Raw genomic sequence first — 15,053 nt, 5'->3', positions numbered from 1 at the left:
AAGGCTCACCGTGGATTTGACCGGTGAGCCAGCATTATCTCAATGATGCGGGTGGGTGAAGCGCTCTTCGTAAAGGATGGCGAACTGGTTCATGGCAGCCTTCCAGTCATGCGTTGAGCTGCCCCACTTGCCGGTGATGTTGCGCAGGGCCAGCCACAGCAGCTTGGTCGCCGCTTCATCACTGGGGAAGTGTCCCCGGGTCTTGATGATCTTGCGCAATTGCGCATTGATGCTTTCAATGGCGTTGGTCGTGTAGATGATCTTGCGGATTGCCGGCGGGAAGGTAAAGAACGGGATCACCTGATCCCAGGCGCGACGCCAGGATGCGGCAATGGGGGGGGGACCTGTCCGCATTTTTGTGTGCGAGGCGGTTTTTGAATTCTGTTAGCCCCGTGCCGCAGTAAATCGCTCGCCATACAGAATAGCAAACTGGTTCATGGCGGACTTCCAGTCATAGGTCGTGCGAACGGACTTGGCCAGCACGTTGCGCAGCGCCAGCCACAGCAGCTTGACAGCGGCTTCATCCGAGGGGAAGTGCCCTCGGGTTTTGATGATCTTGCGCAGCTGCATATTCAAGCTTTCGATGGCATTCGTGGTGTAGATCACGCGCCGGATCTCGGGCGGGAACACGAAGAAAGGCGTGACGTGCTCCCAGGCGCGTCGCCACGACTGGGCGATCATCGGCAGTTTTTCACCCCACGGGCCGTCGGCGAAGTCCTGCAGCGCCTGCTCGGCCTCCTGCTCGCTGGCCGCGCTGTAGATTGGCCGCAGCGCCTGCGCCAGCACCTTGCGGTCCTTATAGTTGGCGTAGTCCAGGCTGTTGCGGATCAAATGCACAATGCAGGTTTGCACCGTCGTGCGGGGATAGGCCGTCGCAACGGCCTCAGCCAAGCCTTTGAGGCCATCGACCACCGCGATCAGGATATCCTGACAGCCGCGGTTCTTGAGCTCGTTGAAGACCTTGAGCCAGAACTTGGCACCTTCGGTCTGCTCGACCCACAGGCCCAGCACATGGCGTTGACCGTCTGCCTGGATGCCCAATGCCAGATACACGGCCTTATTGCTGACCACGCCGTCGGTGCGGATCTTGACCCGCAACGCGTCGAAGAACACGACCGGGTACATGGCTTCGAGCGGGCGGCTCTGCCACGCGATTGCCTCGGCCATGACTTCATCGGTGACCGAGCTGATGAAGTCCGGTGAGACTTCGGTTCCGTAGCTCTCAGCCAAGAACGCCTGGATCTCGCGCACGCTCATGCCGCGCGCGTACATGGCAATAATGCGCTCGTCGAATCCGGTAAAGCGCCGCTCATGCTTGGGGATCAAGACCGGCTCAAAGCTGCCATCGCGGTCGCGCGGCAATTCGACCCGCACCGGGCCGCGGTCGGTGATAACGGTCTTGCCCGTGAGGCCGTTGCGCGCATTAGACTGCTCGGCCGGCTTGGGGTCGCCCGGCTTATAGCCCAGGTGCATGCTCATCTCGGCGCCCATCGCTCGCTCGATGATGGCTTTGTTGAACGCCAGCATCAGATCCTGGACTTCGCTGGGCGTCATCGGCCCTTTAATCAGTTCGTCAAGCAACCCCTCCGGCAAAGCCGGCAGCGGCCCGCGGGCCGCTGCCTGAGACGCAACCGTACGTTTCTTCTTCATCGGCATATCCATGGTCATTACCTCTCATGATATGCCTCGTACACAAAATTCCGGATAGGTCCGCCTTGTTGCGCACCACCCCGTCCTCGCGCATCTTGACCCGCAGCGCGTCGAAGAACACCACCGGGTACATCGCCTCCAGCGGGCGGGCCTGCCAGGTGGTGACCTCGTCCATGACCGCATCGGTCACCGAGCTGATGAACTCGGGCGATACCTCGGTGCCGTACTGCTCGGCCAGGAACGCCTGGATCTCGCGCACGGTCATGCCCCGGGCGTACATTGGCGATGATCTTGTCGTCGAACCCAGTGAAGCGCCGCTCGTGCTTGGGGATCAGAATTGGATCGAAACTGCCGTCGCGGTCGCGCGGAATGTCTATCCGCAGCGGGCCGCCGTCGGTCAGAAGGGTCTTGGCGCTCTTGCCGTTGCGCTGGTTGACCGTGCCGGCCGGGCGCTCGGCGCCAGCCGCGTAGCCTAGGTGATGGCCGAGCTCAGCGCCCAGGGCGCGTTCGATCAGGGCCTTCTTGAACGCCATCGAAGCGTCTTGGACCGCCTCGGCAGTCATCGGGCCCTTGACGAAATGGGCAAGCAACTCCTCGGGGATGGTCGGCAACTCACGGTCGGCGGCCTGGCTCGTCTTGGTTCTGCGTGGCATACATGCTCCTTGGCAACATGTTATGCCCTAAACACAAAATCTCTGACAGGTCCGCCGACAGCATGTCACCACGAGCGACCACCCAAAACGCCCGCAAAAAAACCCCCTCACCCACACCAAGCCAACACCATATTAGCCAGCCCAACCACAAACGCAGGCCGCAAATACCCCACGAACCCCAGCACCAGCACCCCCGCCAGCACCGCCAGACCGGCCGCCTTCGCCATGGTCGCCCGTCCCGAGGCCATCACGCCGCCGCCGGCTGCGCCCGCACCAGCGCCTGCTCGCGGATCGGCAGGTTGACCAGTGCCGCCAGCACGCCCAGCCCGATCGCAATCACCCACACCGTGTTGTAGCCGCCGGTGCGGTCATAGAGGTAGCCGCCCAGCCACGCCCCCAGGAAGCTGCCGATCTGGTGCGAGAAGAACACCACGCCGGACAGCATCGACAGGTACTTCACGCCAAATACCTGCGCGATGATGCCGTTGGTCAGCGGCACGGTCGATAGCCAAAGGAAGCCCATCAGCGCCGCGAACACCCAGGTGCTGGCCACGGTCAGCGGCAGCATCAGGTAGCCGGCGATCACCACCGAACGCGTCAGGTAGATGGCCGACAGCAGGTAGCGCTTGGGCAGCCGCTGCCCCAGGGCCCCGGCGGTATAGGTGCCGAACACATTGAACAGCCCGATCAGCGCCAGCGCCACCACGGCCACCTTCGGGTCGGTCAGTCCCTGGTCTTTCAGATACGGTGCCAGGTGCACGCCGATAAACACGACCTGGAAGCCGCACACGAAGTAGCCCAGCGTCAGCAGCTGGAAGTTGCGGTTGCCGAAGGCTTCATGGATGGCCTGGCCGATAGTCTGGTGGTGGCCACCGCCGTGGGCGGACTCGCGCGGTTCGCGCAGGGTCAGCGCCAGCGGCAGCATCACGCACGCCATCAGCGCCATCACGTACAGCGCGTTCTGCCAGCCCAGGCCGGAGATCAGCCCCTGTTCCACCGGAATCATCAGGAACTGGCCGAAGGAGCCCGCGGCGGCGGCGATGCCCATCGCCCAGACCCGCTTTTCCGGGCTGGCGACGCGGCCGATCACGCCATAGACGATGCTGTAGGTGGTGCCGGACTGGGCGATGCCGATCATCACGCCGGCGCCGGTGGCGAAGGCGGTGCCGCTGGTCGCCATCGCCATCACCACCAGTCCGGCCACGTATAGCGCCACGCCCACCAGCATGATGCGCAGCGCGCCGAATTTGTCGGCCAGGGCCCCGGCGAACGGCTGGCTCGCGCCCCACATCAGGTTCTGCAGCGCCAGCGCAAAGGCGAAGGTCTCGCGGTTCCAGCCGTGGGCCTGCGTGATCGGCAGGTTGAACAGGCCGAAGCCGTGCCGGATGCCCATCGAAAGGGTGACCAGCAAGCCACCGCATACAAGGACGGTGGTCAGGGAGAGTTGTCGGTTCTGCATGTCTTGGCTCGGTGTGCGGTCGCGCCGGGTGGGGCGGCGCCGAGGGGGATGGTCTGTTGCTTGTTGTTTTTGCCGCGCCGGAACGGCAATCAGGCTTGCCGGGGCCGGGTGGAGGGGAGTTTACTCCGGCTCGGGAAAACGCGTACGGCGGCGCCGTCACCTGGGGTGCCGGGGAAAAAGTGCCGGTAGCCCGGCAAGCCGGGGCCGGCACGAGGCGTGCGGGTCCTTGGCTTTTTCCGCGGGATTGGCGTCGCGCGCTTCCATTACAATGCAGTGCCCGGTGCCCCGGCGCGTGCACAGTTGTACGCCTCGCGGCAGCCGGCCCCTCACTTTCGTAGCGACTCCATGGCGAGCAAAACCAGTCAGTACAGCGAATCTTCCATCCGGGTCCTGAAGGGCCTGGAGCCGGTCAAGCAGCGCCCCGGCATGTACACCCGGACCGACAACCCCCTGCATATCGTGCAGGAGGTGATCGACAACGCCTCGGACGAGGCCCTCGGCGGCCACGGCTCCGAGATCCTGGTGACCTTGCATCGCGACGGCAGCCTCAGCGTGGAAGATGACGGCCGCGGCATCCCGGTGGGCGTCCACCCGGAAGAGGGCGTGCCGGTCGTCGAGATCGTCTTTACCCGGCTGCACGCCGGCGGCAAGTTCGACAAGGGCAAGGGCGGCGCCTATGCGTTTTCCGGCGGCCTGCATGGCGTGGGCGTGTCGGTGACCAATGCCTTGTCGACGCAGCTGGACGTGACCGTCTGGCGCGACGGCATGTGCTCGACGCTGACCTTCTCGGGCGGCGACGTGACCGTGCCGCTGGCTTCGCGCAAGCTCGAGCGCGGCGAGAAGAAAAACGGCACGCGCGTTCAGGTGTGGCCGGATGCGAAGTATTTCGATTCCGCCGCGATCCCGCTGGCGGAGCTGCAGCGCCTGCTGCGCAGCAAGGCGGTGCTGCTGCCGGGCGTGAAGGTCACGCTGGTGACCGAGAAAACCGGCGAGCGCCAGACTTGGCAGTATGACCAGGGCCTGAAGGGTTACCTGGTCGAAGCGCTGGCGCAGGGTAGCGGCGCCGAGCTGGTGATCCCGATGTTCGAGGGCGAGCACTTCGCCGACCCCGACGCCAACCCCGGCGAGGAAGGCTTTGCCGACGGCGAGGGCGCGTCGTGGGTGGTGGCCTGGACCGAGGACGGCGCGCCGGTGCGCGAGTCCTACGTCAACCTGATCCCCACCCCGGCCGGCGGCACCCATGAATCCGGCCTGCGCGAAGGGCTGTTCCAGGCGGTGAAAAGCTTTATCGAGATGCACGCGCTGCAGCCCAAGGGCGTCAAGCTGATGAGCGAAGACGTGTTCGCGCGCGCCTCGTTCGTGCTGTCGGCCAAGGTGCTGGACCCGCAGTTCCAGGGCCAGATCAAGGAACGCCTGAACAGCCGCGACGCGGTGCGGCTGGTATCCACCTTCAGCCGCCCGGCGCTGGAGCTGTGGCTGAACCACCATGTCGAGTACGGCAAGAAGCTGGCCGAGCTGGTAATCCGCCAGGCCCAGGCGCGCACGCGCGCGGCGCAGAAGGTCGAGAAGAAGAAGGGCTCCGGCGTGGCGGTGCTGCCGGGCAAGCTGACCGACTGCGAGTCCACCGACATCACCCGCAACGAGCTGTTCCTGGTCGAGGGCGACTCCGCCGGCGGCTCGGCCAAGATGGGCCGCGACAAGGAATTCCAGGCGATCCTGCCGCTGCGCGGCAAGGTGCTCAACACCTGGGAGACCGAGCGCGACCGCCTCTTCGCCAACAACGAGGTGCACGACATTGCCGTGGCGATCGGCGTCGACCCGCACGGCGCCAATGACGAGCCCGACCTGTCCAACCTGCGCTACGGCAAGATCTGCATCCTGTCCGATGCCGACGTCGACGGCGCGCATATCCAGGTGCTGCTGCTGACGCTGTTCTTCCGCCATTTCCCCAAGCTGATCGAGACCGGGAACGTCTATGTGGCGCGGCCGCCGCTGTTCCGCGTCGATGCCCCGGCGCGCGGCAAGAAGCCGGCGCAGAAGCTGTACGCGCTCGACGAAGGCGAACTGGAAGCCATCCAGGACAAGCTGCTCAAGGACGGCGTCAAGGAAAACTCGTGGCAGATCTCGCGCTTCAAGGGCCTGGGCGAGATGAGCGCCGAGCAGCTGTGGGAAACCACCATGAACCCCGATACGCGGCGCTTGCTGCCCGTGATGCTGGGCGAATACGACCTGCCGCAGACCGTCGAGATGATGAACATGCTGATGGGCAAGGGCGAGGCCGCCCAGCGCCGCAGCTGGCTGGAAGAGAAAGGCAACGAGGTCGAGGCCGATATCTGAGCCGGGCCGCTGCGCCGCGGGCGGGGCCGGTCCGGTGCCGGCCCCGCCCGATTGGCGCATAATGCCGGCTCCGGTCCGCCGTACTCTGGAACGCACGATGAAGACGAGAACCCCCGGCAACCCATGGCGCAAGGCGACGGCAGTGCTGCTGGCGCTGGCCGGGCTTGCCTGCGTGCCGGCGGCGCATGCCGAGCTGTGGGGCTACATCGATGACGACGGCGTGGCCCACTTTGCCGACCAGAAGCTGGACGCGCGCTACAAGCTGTTTATGAAGGACGGCGGCAAGCTCGACTCCGCGCGCCTGTCCGCACGGCAGGCGCAGGCCGCGGGCGCGGACATCGACCTGGAACAGCACAAGCTGTACCGCTACGTCGTCAACCATCCCAACATCAAGACCGTCGAGCCGCTGATCCACCAGATCGCCGGCAAGCAGGATGTTGATCCCGCGCTGGTCAAGGCGGTGATGGCGGTGGAGTCCGGTTTCAACCCGGCGGCGGTGTCGCCCAAGGGCGCGATCGGCCTGATGCAGGTGATCCCCGATACCGGCGCGCGCTTTGGCGTCAGCGCCGATGCGCGCCGCAGCATCGAGCAGAAGCTGGCCGATCCGCGCACCAACATTACCGCCGGCGTGCGCTACCTGAGCTGGCTGATGCAGCAGTTCCCCAACAACCTCGAACTGGTGCTGGCGGCGTACAACGCCGGCGAGGGCGCGGTGCAGCGCTACAACAACCGCATTCCGCCCTATCCGGAAACCCGGCAGTATGTCAGCACCGTGCTGCAGTTCTACCGGCTGTACCAGCCACAGCAGGGCGTGGTGCTCAAGCGCGCCAGCGCCGGCGCCGGCGACGACGGTCCGCGCGTGAAGATGGTGATCGGCGCGCGCCGTGCCATGCCCTGACCGGCACCCACGAATCACAAGCCACCCGGTGCGCCCGCCATTGAAGTCCAACGCGTGGCGCGCCGAATCCTTGCCTATCCATGGAACAACAAGACATCACGTTTCAACCTGAAGAGCCGGCCGATTCGCTGACGCTGGCCCGCTACGCCGAGCGCGCCTACCTGGACTACGCCGTCAGCGTGGTCAAGGGCCGCGCGCTGCCCGAGGTGGCCGACGGCCAGAAGCCGGTGCAGCGGCGCATCCTGTTCGCGATGCACGAGATGGGGCTGCGCGCCGACGCCAAGCCGGTCAAGTCCGCGCGCGTGGTCGGTGACGTGCTGGGCAAGTTCCACCCGCATGGCGACCAGTCCGCCTATGACGCGCTGGTGCGGCTGGCGCAGGACTTCTCGCTGCGCTATCCGCTGATCGACGGGCAGGGCAACTTCGGCTCGCGCGACGGCGATGGCGCCGCGGCGATGCGCTACACCGAAGCCCGCCTGACGCCGATCTCGCGGCTGTTGCTCGACGAGATCGACGAAGGCACGGTCGACTTTATCGCCAACTACGATGGCTCGATGCAGGAGCCCAGGCTGCTGCCGGCGCGGCTGCCGTTCGTGCTGCTCAACGGCGCCTCGGGCATCGCGGTGGGCATGGCGACCGAGATCCCGCCGCACAACCTGCGCGAGGTCGCAGGCGCCACCGTGGCGATGATCCGCAACCCGAATATCTCGCTGGCCGAACTGCTGGCGCTGATGCCGGGGCCGGACTATCCCGGTGGCGGCCAGATCATCTCGCCGGCGGCGGACATTGCCCAGATCTACGAGAACGGCCGCGGCAGCCTGAAGGTGCGCGCGCGCTGGACCATCGAGGAGATGGCGCGCGGCCAGTGGCAACTGGTGGTGACCGAGTTGCCGCCCAACACCTCGGCGCAGAAGGTGCTGGAAGAGATCGAGGAAATCACCAACCCCAAGATCAAGACCGGCAAGAAGGCGCTGACGCAGGACCAGCAGCAGCTCAAGGCCACCGTGCTGGCAGTGCTCGACGCGGTGCGTGATGAGTCCGGCAAGGACGCGCCGGTGCGGCTGGTGTTCGAGCCCAAGAGCAAGAACGTGGGCCAGCAGGAGTTCATCCAGACGCTGCTGGCGCATACCAGCCTGGAATCCGGGGCGCCGATCAACCTGGTGATGATCGGCACCGACGGCCGTCCGCGCCAGAAGGGCCTGCGCGAGATCCTGGGCGAGTGGATCGCGTTCCGCTTCAACACCGTCACGCGGCGCACGCGCCATCGCCTGGGCAAGGTCGAGGACCGCATCCATATCCTCGAAGGCCGGATGCTGGTGCTGCTCAATATCGACGAGGTGATCCGCATCATCCGCGAGAGCGACGAGCCCAAGCCCGCGTTGATCGAGGCCTTTGGCCTGAGCGACCGCCAGGCCGAGGACATCCTGGAAATCCGCCTGCGCCAGCTGGCGCGCCTGGAAGCCATCCGGATCGAGAAGGAACTGAAGGAACTGCGCGAGGAGCAGGCCGAACTGGACGTGCTGCTCAAGTCCGAGACCATGATGCGCCGTCGCATCATCAAGGAGATCGAGACCGACGCGAAGCAGTACAGCCCCGAGGACAAGGATCCGCGCCGCACGCTGATCCAGGAAGAGCGCCGCGCCGCGGCCGAGGTGCGCGTGATCGACGAGCCGGTCACGGTGGTGATGTCGCAGAAAGGCTGGGTGCGCACGCGCCAGGGCCATGGCCATGACGCACAGCAGTTCACCTTCAAGGCCGGTGATGCGCTGTATGGCACCTTTGAATGCCGCACCGTCGACGTGCTGCTGGCGTTCGGCACCAACGGTCGGGTCTATTCGGTGCCGGTCGCCGGCCTGCCGGGCGGGCGCGGCGACGGGGTGCCCATCACCACGCTCATCGAACTGCAATCCGGCAGCCAGGTGGCGCATACCTTCGCGGGCGCGGCCGAACAGCGCATGCTGATCGCCACCGTGGGCGGTAATGGCTTCCAGACCCGGGTCGCCGACATGATCAGCCGGCAGAAGGGCGGCAAGTCGTTCCTGACGCTCGACGACGGCGACACCCCGCTGGCCCCGGCGCCGCTGGGCGACGAGGCCACCCATGCCGCGTGCTTGTCGGGCAATGGCCGCCTGCTGCTGGTGGCGCTGGATGAAGTGAAGGTGCTGTCCGCCGGCGGGCGCGGCGTGATCCTGATGGAGCTCGAGCCCAAGGAGAAGCTGCTGCAGGCGGTTGCCGTGGGTGCGCCGGGACTGGTGCTGTCCGGCGCCGGCCGCGGCGGCAAGCCGTCGTCGCAGAAGCTGGCCGGGCAGTCGCTGCTGCCCTACGTGGGCAAGCGCGCGCGCAAGGGCAAGCAACTCGAGGCGAAGCTGAAGGAGCCGATGATCGAGCCGGTGCGGGTGGAGCCGCCGGGCAGCGGCAACTAAGCTTCATCGAAGCAGGTGTTTTCTCCCCTCTCCCATGTATGGGAGAGGGGCGGGGGAGAGGGCCAGCGTGTCCACGAAGTGACCCGCTTTCCTGCTTGCCGATTGGGTTTTCCTGGCTCAGCGAGGGCCCACGCATCCCGATGCGCCGGCCCTCTCCCCCGGCCCCTCTTCCGCGAGCGGGAGAGGGGAGCAAACCGGCCGCCTCAATCCACTCCCACGAATCCCCCGGTCTGATGCGCCCACAAGCGCGCATACAGCCCCCCATGCGCCAGCAATTCCGCGTGCGTGCCGTTCTCCACGATATGCCCGTTGTCCAGCACCACCAGCCGGTCCATGCGGGCGATCGTCGACAGCCGGTGCGCGATGGCAATCACGGTCTTGCCTTGCATCAGCGTTTCCAGGCTTTCCTGGATGGCGGCTTCCACCTCGGAGTCCAGCGCCGAGGTGGCTTCGTCGAGGATCAGGATCGGCGCGTTCTTGAGCAGCACCCGCGCGATCGCGATGCGCTGGCGCTGGCCGCCTGACAGCTTCACGCCGCGCTCGCCGACCTGCGCTTCCAGCCCGGTGTTGCCGTGGGCATCGACCAGGTGGGGGACGAACTCGTCGGCGCGGGCCCGGTGCAGCGCCGCGGCCAGTTCGGCTTCCGTGCTGGAGGGCTTGCCGTAGAGCAGGTTCTCGCGGATCGAGCGGTGCAGCAGCGAGGTGTCCTGCGTGACCATGCCGATCTGCGCGCGCAGGCTTTCCTGCGTGACCGTGGCAATGTCCTGGCCGTCGATCAGGATGCGGCCGCGCTCGACATCGTAGAGGCGCAGCAGCAGGTTGACCAGCGTCGACTTGCCGGCGCCGGAAGGGCCGACCAGCCCGATCTTCTCGCCCGGCCGCACGGTCAGGTTGACGCCCTCGATCACGCCCGAGCCCTTGCCGTAGTGGAAGCCCACCTGCTCGAAGCGGACTTCGCCGTGCGCGACGTGCAGCGCTTGCGCGCCTGGCCGGTCGGTCACCTTGCGCGGCACCGCGATGGTTTTCATGCCGTCCTGCACCTGCCCGACGTTCTCGAAGATGCCGTTGACCACCCACATGATCCACGCGGACATATTGTTGATGCGGATCACCAGCCCGGTGGTCAGGGCGATCGCGCCGGTGGTGACATGCCCGGTGCTCCACAGCCACACCGCCAGGCCGGTGGTGCCGGCGATCAAAGCGCCGTTCATCGCGGTGATGGTGATGTCCATGCCGCTGACCATGCGTCCGGCCTGCCGCGTCTTCTCGGTCTGCTCGGACATGGCGTCGCGCGCGTAGTCTTCTTCCTGCCGGGTATGGGCAAACAGCTTGAGCGTGGTGATATTGGTGTAGCCGTCGACGATGCGCCCCATCAGCCGCGAGCGCGATTCGGTGGCGACCACCGAGCGCTGCTTCACGCGCGGCACGAAGTACAGCAGCGCGGCGACGTAGCAGCCGATCCACAGCAGCAGCGGGATCATCAGCCGCCAGTCGGCCTGGGCGAACAGCACCAGCGAACTGACCGCGTAGATCAGCACGTGCCACAGCGCATCGACGGCCTGCACCGCCGAGTCGCGCAGCGAGAAGCCGGTCTGCATGATGCGCTGGGCGATGCGCCCGGCAAAGTCGTTCTGGAAGAACGACAGGCTCTGCTTGAGCACGTAGCGGTGGTTCTGCCAGCGGATCAGGTTGGACAGGCTGGGATTGATGACCTGGTGCACCAGCACGTCGTGCAGGCCTAAAAAAACGGGCCGCAGCAGCACGGCCACCACTAGCATCCACACCAGCTCGTTGCGATGCCGGGTAAAGAACTCCGCGCCGGGCGTGGTCTGCGCCATGTCGACCAGCCGGCCGAGGAAGCTGAACAGCGCCACCTCGATCAGCGCGCCGACCAGGCCGACCAGCAAGAGCAGCACGAATACGCCCCAGACTTCGCGCAGGTACCACGTGTAGAAGCGCAGGACCTGGCCCGGCGGCTCCCGGTCGGGCATGTGGCGGAAGGGATCGATCAGTCTTTCCAGGCGACGCAACATGGCGGGTTCCGTTGTGCCAGGCGTGCCCGCTGTCTTCGTGGGACGGGGGCGCGCGTGCGGCGGAGCAGACGCAACATGATACGCGCGTCGCGCCACGGAAAAGCCCCGCCGGGGCGGGGCTTTGTCTGCAATGAGGTGCGGCCGCGGCCGCAGTATCAGTGGATAACCATATGCGTGAACGGCGGCACATAGGCCTGCAGCGTAACGAAGATGCCGACCAGGATGGCCAGTGCGATCGAATGGAAGAACACATAGCGCAGGATGTCGCCTTCGTGTCCGTACCACTTGGTCGCGGTCGAGGCCACCACGATTGACTGCGCGTCGATCATCTTGCCCATCACGCCGCCCGAGCTGTTGGCCGAAGCCATCAGCACCGGCGACAGGCCCAGCTGCTCGGCGGTGGTTTTCTGCAGGCCGCCGAACAGCACGTTCGAGGCAGTGTCGGAACCGGTCAGCGCCACGCCCAGCCAGCCCAGCATGGTGCCGAACAGGGGATAGAGCACGCCGGTCTGCGCAAACGCCAGGCCCAGCGTTGCGTCGAGGCCCGAATAGCGGGTCAGGTAGCCGATGCCGAACATGGCGCTGATGGTCAGCAGCGAGAACTTGGTCAGCTTGATGGTTTCCCAGTATTCCTTGAGCAGGCGCGGCACCGAGTAGCCCATCAGCAGGCCACCGACCACGGCCGATACCAGGATGCCGGTGCCGGCCATCGACAGCACATTGAACAGGAACACGGCCGGCTCGGCAATTTCCTTGGGCGTGACCGGCGGATGCTTGATGATGGCCTTGTCCAGCCCGGGCACCGGGAATTTGAACTGCCACACGGCGTCCATCATCTTCTTGAACTCGGGGATGCCCCACACGAAGACGAACACGGTCAGGATGACCCACGGCATCCAGGCCTTCACCACCGAGATGCCGGCCGAAGCGGCGGTAGCGCGGGCGTCGGCTTCGAGCGCTTCGGGATGGTCGACTTTGGACTCGTCGTGACGGCCGAGGATCTTGGTCGAAGTCCAGATCTCCTTGGGGTGCCAGATCTTCAGGAACAGGGTCAGGCAGCCCATCGACACCAGCGAAGAGATCACGTCCACCAGCCAGGGGCCGTGGAAGTTCGACACCAGGAATTGCGGAACGGCGAAGGTCACGCCGGCCACCAGGATCGCAGGCCAGATCGCGAGCATGCCGCGGAACCCGGCGAAGGCCCAGATCAGCCAGAATGGCACCAGCACGGAGAAGAACGGCAACTGGCGCCCGATCATGGCCGACAGCGTGACCTGGTCGATGCCCGTCACCGACGACAGGCCGATGATCGGGGCCCCCAGCGCGCCGAACGCCACCGGCGCGGTGTTGGCGATCAGCGCCAGGCCCGAGGCCGCCAGCGGGGAAAAGCCCAGGCCGATCAGGATGGCGCCGGTCACTGCCACCGGCGTGCCGAAGCCGGCCGCGCCCTCGAAGAAGGCGCCAAAACTGAACGCCACCAGCAGCAGCTGCAGGCGGCGGTCTTCGGTCACGCCAGAGATGGAGCCCTGCAAGACCTTGAACGATCCGTTCAGGGTTGTCAGCCGGTGCAGGAAGATGATGTTGAGAACAATCCAGCCGATCGGGAACAAACCGGAAATGATGCCCAGCCCCGCGGCCTTGCCGGCCATCGCGGCGGGCATGCCGAATACCACGGCGGCCACCACCACGCCCACTACCAGTGCCAGGCCTGCGGCCAGATGCGCTTGCATATGAAAGAACGCTAGTGCGACCAGCAGCACGGCGACGGGTATTCCCGCGGCAATGGTCGACAGCGCCATATTGCCTAGCGGGTCATAGACTTGACTCCACACGATCGAAATCCTCCTCTGGTTTGGCTCAGGTGACCGGGCGATCTGCGTGCCCTGGAACTCCCGCATGCGCTTTGCACCGGCGTGCGGCATCCGCCGTGCCGGCAAAGAACAAGGATTTTAAGAAAGGGCCCGCCCCCGGCCGCAGTACATCGCGTCATGCCCGCGATGAGCCACATTCACGGATCAGGGTTTGCCCCAGGGAGCAGGGCGGCGCACATGCGGCCCTTGCGGCACACCGACCAGAGTACTCTAAACGGCGCCCATTGCAAAAGTACGCAAGCCCGCTGCGGCGCCGCATGGCTTGGCTGTGGCGACGATTCCGGCCGCTGGCGCGGGCGCAGCCATGGCGCCATACTGGCGGACAGCGCGCCGGCGTCCGGTCGGCGCCATCCCACTTCGAGGGGAGGTTTCCCATGACTGAATTGCTCCCGCCGTGGCCGCTGCTGATGGCCTTCGTGGTGGCCAGCCTGGCGCTGGCGATCACGCCGGGACCGGCCGTGGTCTATATCGTCACGCGCACGCTGGCGCAGGGCCGCCAGGCTGGCCTGGCCTCGATCGGCGCGGTGGCGCTGGGCAACCTGGGCAATGCCATCGGCGCTTCGCTGGGCCTGGCGGTGCTGTTCTCGGTCTCGGCGCTGGCCTTCACGGTGGTCAAGTACGCCGGGGCGGCCTACCTGATCTGGCTGGGCCTGCGTGCCTTGCGCGGCGGCGGCAGCGGTGCCGATGGCGGCACCGCGGAAGCGTCGCCGCGCAGCCTGCGCCAGGTGGTGCGCGATGGCTTTGTGGTGGCCTTGCTCAACCCCAAGACCGCGATCTTCTTCGCGGCCTTCCTGCCGCAGTTCATGAACCCTGCGGGATCGGCGCTGGGGCAGAGCCTGGCGCTGGGCGTGGCCTTCGTGCTGATCGCCGCGACCACCGATGCATGCTATGTGATGGCCGCCGCCGCGGTGATGCCGGCGCTGCGCCGCGCCGGCCGGGCGCGCGCGCTGGGCCGCTACCTGACCGGCGCGGCCTTTATCGGGCTGGGGATCTTTACCGCGGCGTCGGGCTCGCGCGCGCCGAAGTAGGCGACGAGGGCTGGGCGGAAACCGCTGCGCCTCAGCGCAGCGGCAGCTCCAGGATGCCACCGGCGGCGGGGCGGGCGCGCATGGCGTTGAGCCAGCGTTCCAGGTCGGGACGCGGCTGGTGCTTGCGCGGCAACCCCATCCAGCGGTGCGCGGCGCAGGCCAGCGAGATGTCGGCCATGGTGAAGCGGTCGCCGCCGACGAACTCGCGTCCGGCCAGCGCCTTGTCGAGCAGCGCGGCCAGCGGCTCGGTGCGCTCGCACGAGGCCTGGATGGCGGCCTGGTCGCGCTCGGCTGCGGGCTTGCGCACCAGGTTCAGGAATGCCGTCACCATGGCCGGGCTGAAGGCGGTGGTCTGCCAGTCCATCCAGCGGTCGGCCGAAGCGCGTGCCTTGACGTCCTCGGGCCACAGCGTGCCTTCGCCGTAGCGCGCGCACAGGTAGCGCACGATCGCATTGGACTCCCACAGCACGAACGGCTCGCCGCCGACATCGGTGCCGCGGAAATCCTCGATCACCGGGATCTGGCGGTTCGGGTTCAGGCGCACATAGGCCTCGGTGTCGAGGTCGCCCTTGGTCACGCCGATATCGACGCGCTCATGGTCCAGGTGCAGCTCGCGCGCGCACCAGACCACCTTCTGCACGTTGATGGAGGAAAGCCGGCCCCAGATACGCAACATGTCGTCTCCCAAGTGAGATGTGCCC

9 protein-coding genes and 2 pseudogenes are annotated in these 15,053 nt (G+C 66.3%); 4 read left to right on the top strand and 7 right to left on the bottom strand.

The window, feature by feature from the left end:
* Positions 1 to 39: 39 nt before the first annotated feature.
* The 4 genes and pseudogenes from E5S69_RS17620 to E5S69_RS17605 all read right to left on the bottom strand — a co-directional run.
* Positions 40 to 339, bottom strand: a pseudogene (locus tag E5S69_RS17620) (transposase); the annotation flags it as partial.
* Between the two features lie 45 nt (positions 340 to 384).
* On the bottom strand, positions 385 to 1,656 hold the full coding sequence (locus tag E5S69_RS17615) for an IS256 family transposase (RefSeq protein ID WP_423766649.1): 1,272 nt from the start codon (positions 1,654 to 1,656) through the stop codon (positions 385 to 387).
* Between the two features lie 55 nt (positions 1,657 to 1,711).
* Positions 1,712 to 2,303: pseudogene (locus tag E5S69_RS17610) on the bottom strand (transposase); the annotation flags it as partial.
* Positions 2,304 to 2,550: 247 nt separating this feature from the next.
* Positions 2,551 to 3,762, bottom strand: coding sequence for an MFS transporter (locus tag E5S69_RS17605; protein WP_171515939.1), 1,212 nt, complete (start codon positions 3,760 to 3,762; stop codon positions 2,551 to 2,553).
* A 345-nt stretch (positions 3,763 to 4,107) separates the two neighbouring features.
* On the opposite strand from E5S69_RS17605, the gene E5S69_RS17600 reads away from it, so the two are divergent.
* The 3 genes from E5S69_RS17600 (at position 4,108) to parC (ending at position 9,420) form a co-directional block, all read left to right on the top strand.
* Complete coding sequence (locus E5S69_RS17600) at positions 4,108 to 6,099, top strand: DNA topoisomerase IV subunit B (protein ID WP_171515938.1); 1,992 nt, start codon at positions 4,108 to 4,110, stop codon at positions 6,097 to 6,099.
* A 97-nt stretch (positions 6,100 to 6,196) separates the two neighbouring features.
* Positions 6,197 to 6,997, top strand: a complete 801-nt coding sequence (locus tag E5S69_RS17595) for a lytic transglycosylase domain-containing protein (protein WP_171515937.1) — start codon at positions 6,197 to 6,199, stop codon at positions 6,995 to 6,997.
* A gap of 80 nt (positions 6,998 to 7,077) precedes the next feature.
* Positions 7,078 to 9,420 (top strand): DNA topoisomerase IV subunit A, encoded by a 2,343-nt coding sequence (gene parC, locus E5S69_RS17590; RefSeq protein WP_171515936.1) that lies wholly within the window; start codon positions 7,078 to 7,080, stop codon positions 9,418 to 9,420.
* Between the two features lie 203 nt (positions 9,421 to 9,623).
* Here the strand turns inward: parC and E5S69_RS17585 are convergent, their stop codons facing one another.
* Together E5S69_RS17585 and E5S69_RS17580 are read right to left on the bottom strand one after the other, a co-directional pair.
* Positions 9,624 to 11,453: an ABC transporter ATP-binding protein gene (locus E5S69_RS17585; RefSeq protein WP_171515935.1), complete on the bottom strand. Its 1,830-nt coding sequence runs from the start codon at positions 11,451 to 11,453 to the stop codon at positions 9,624 to 9,626.
* Positions 11,454 to 11,608: 155 nt separating this feature from the next.
* A complete protein-coding gene (locus tag E5S69_RS17580) occupies positions 11,609 to 13,285 on the bottom strand; it encodes a lactate permease LctP family transporter (protein WP_171515934.1) in 1,677 nt (558 codons plus the stop codon).
* Between the two features lie 413 nt (positions 13,286 to 13,698).
* On the opposite strand from E5S69_RS17580, the gene E5S69_RS17575 reads away from it, so the two are divergent.
* Positions 13,699 to 14,352, top strand: coding sequence for a LysE family translocator (locus tag E5S69_RS17575; protein WP_171515933.1), 654 nt, complete (start codon positions 13,699 to 13,701; stop codon positions 14,350 to 14,352).
* 31 nt (positions 14,353 to 14,383) lie between these two features.
* Here E5S69_RS17575 and E5S69_RS17570 read toward each other — a convergent pair whose 3' ends face one another.
* Entirely contained in the window at positions 14,384 to 15,028 is a 645-nt protein-coding gene (locus tag E5S69_RS17570) for a glutathione S-transferase family protein (RefSeq protein WP_171515932.1), read from the bottom strand.
* Positions 15,029 to 15,053: the final 25 nt, after the last annotated feature.

Source organism: Cupriavidus necator (genome assembly GCF_013141915.1).
Lineage (GTDB): Bacteria > Pseudomonadota > Gammaproteobacteria > Burkholderiales > Burkholderiaceae > Cupriavidus > Cupriavidus necator_B.
This window is presented reverse-complemented; position numbering and strand designations above follow the sequence as displayed.

What these genes read in the sequence shown, in the direction of transcription:
- E5S69_RS17575 (WP_171515933.1), top strand. Translation starts at nt 13,699, where the DNA reads ATGACTGAATTGCTCCCGCCGTGGCCGCTGCTGATGGCCTTCGTGGTG.
- E5S69_RS17570 (WP_171515932.1), bottom strand. Translation starts at nt 15,028, where the DNA reads ATGTTGCGTATCTGGGGCCGGCTTTCCTCCATCAACGTGCAGAAGGTG.
- E5S69_RS17585 (WP_171515935.1), bottom strand. Translation starts at nt 11,453, where the DNA reads ATGTTGCGTCGCCTGGAAAGACTGATCGATCCCTTCCGCCACATGCCC.
- E5S69_RS17600 (WP_171515938.1), top strand. Translation starts at nt 4,108, where the DNA reads ATGGCGAGCAAAACCAGTCAGTACAGCGAATCTTCCATCCGGGTCCTG.
- E5S69_RS17615 (WP_423766649.1), bottom strand. Translation starts at nt 1,656, where the DNA reads ATGCCGATGAAGAAGAAACGTACGGTTGCGTCTCAGGCAGCGGCCCGC.
- E5S69_RS17595 (WP_171515937.1), top strand. Translation starts at nt 6,197, where the DNA reads ATGAAGACGAGAACCCCCGGCAACCCATGGCGCAAGGCGACGGCAGTG.
- parC (WP_171515936.1), top strand. Translation starts at nt 7,078, where the DNA reads ATGGAACAACAAGACATCACGTTTCAACCTGAAGAGCCGGCCGATTCG.
- E5S69_RS17605 (WP_171515939.1), bottom strand. Translation starts at nt 3,762, where the DNA reads ATGCAGAACCGACAACTCTCCCTGACCACCGTCCTTGTATGCGGTGGC.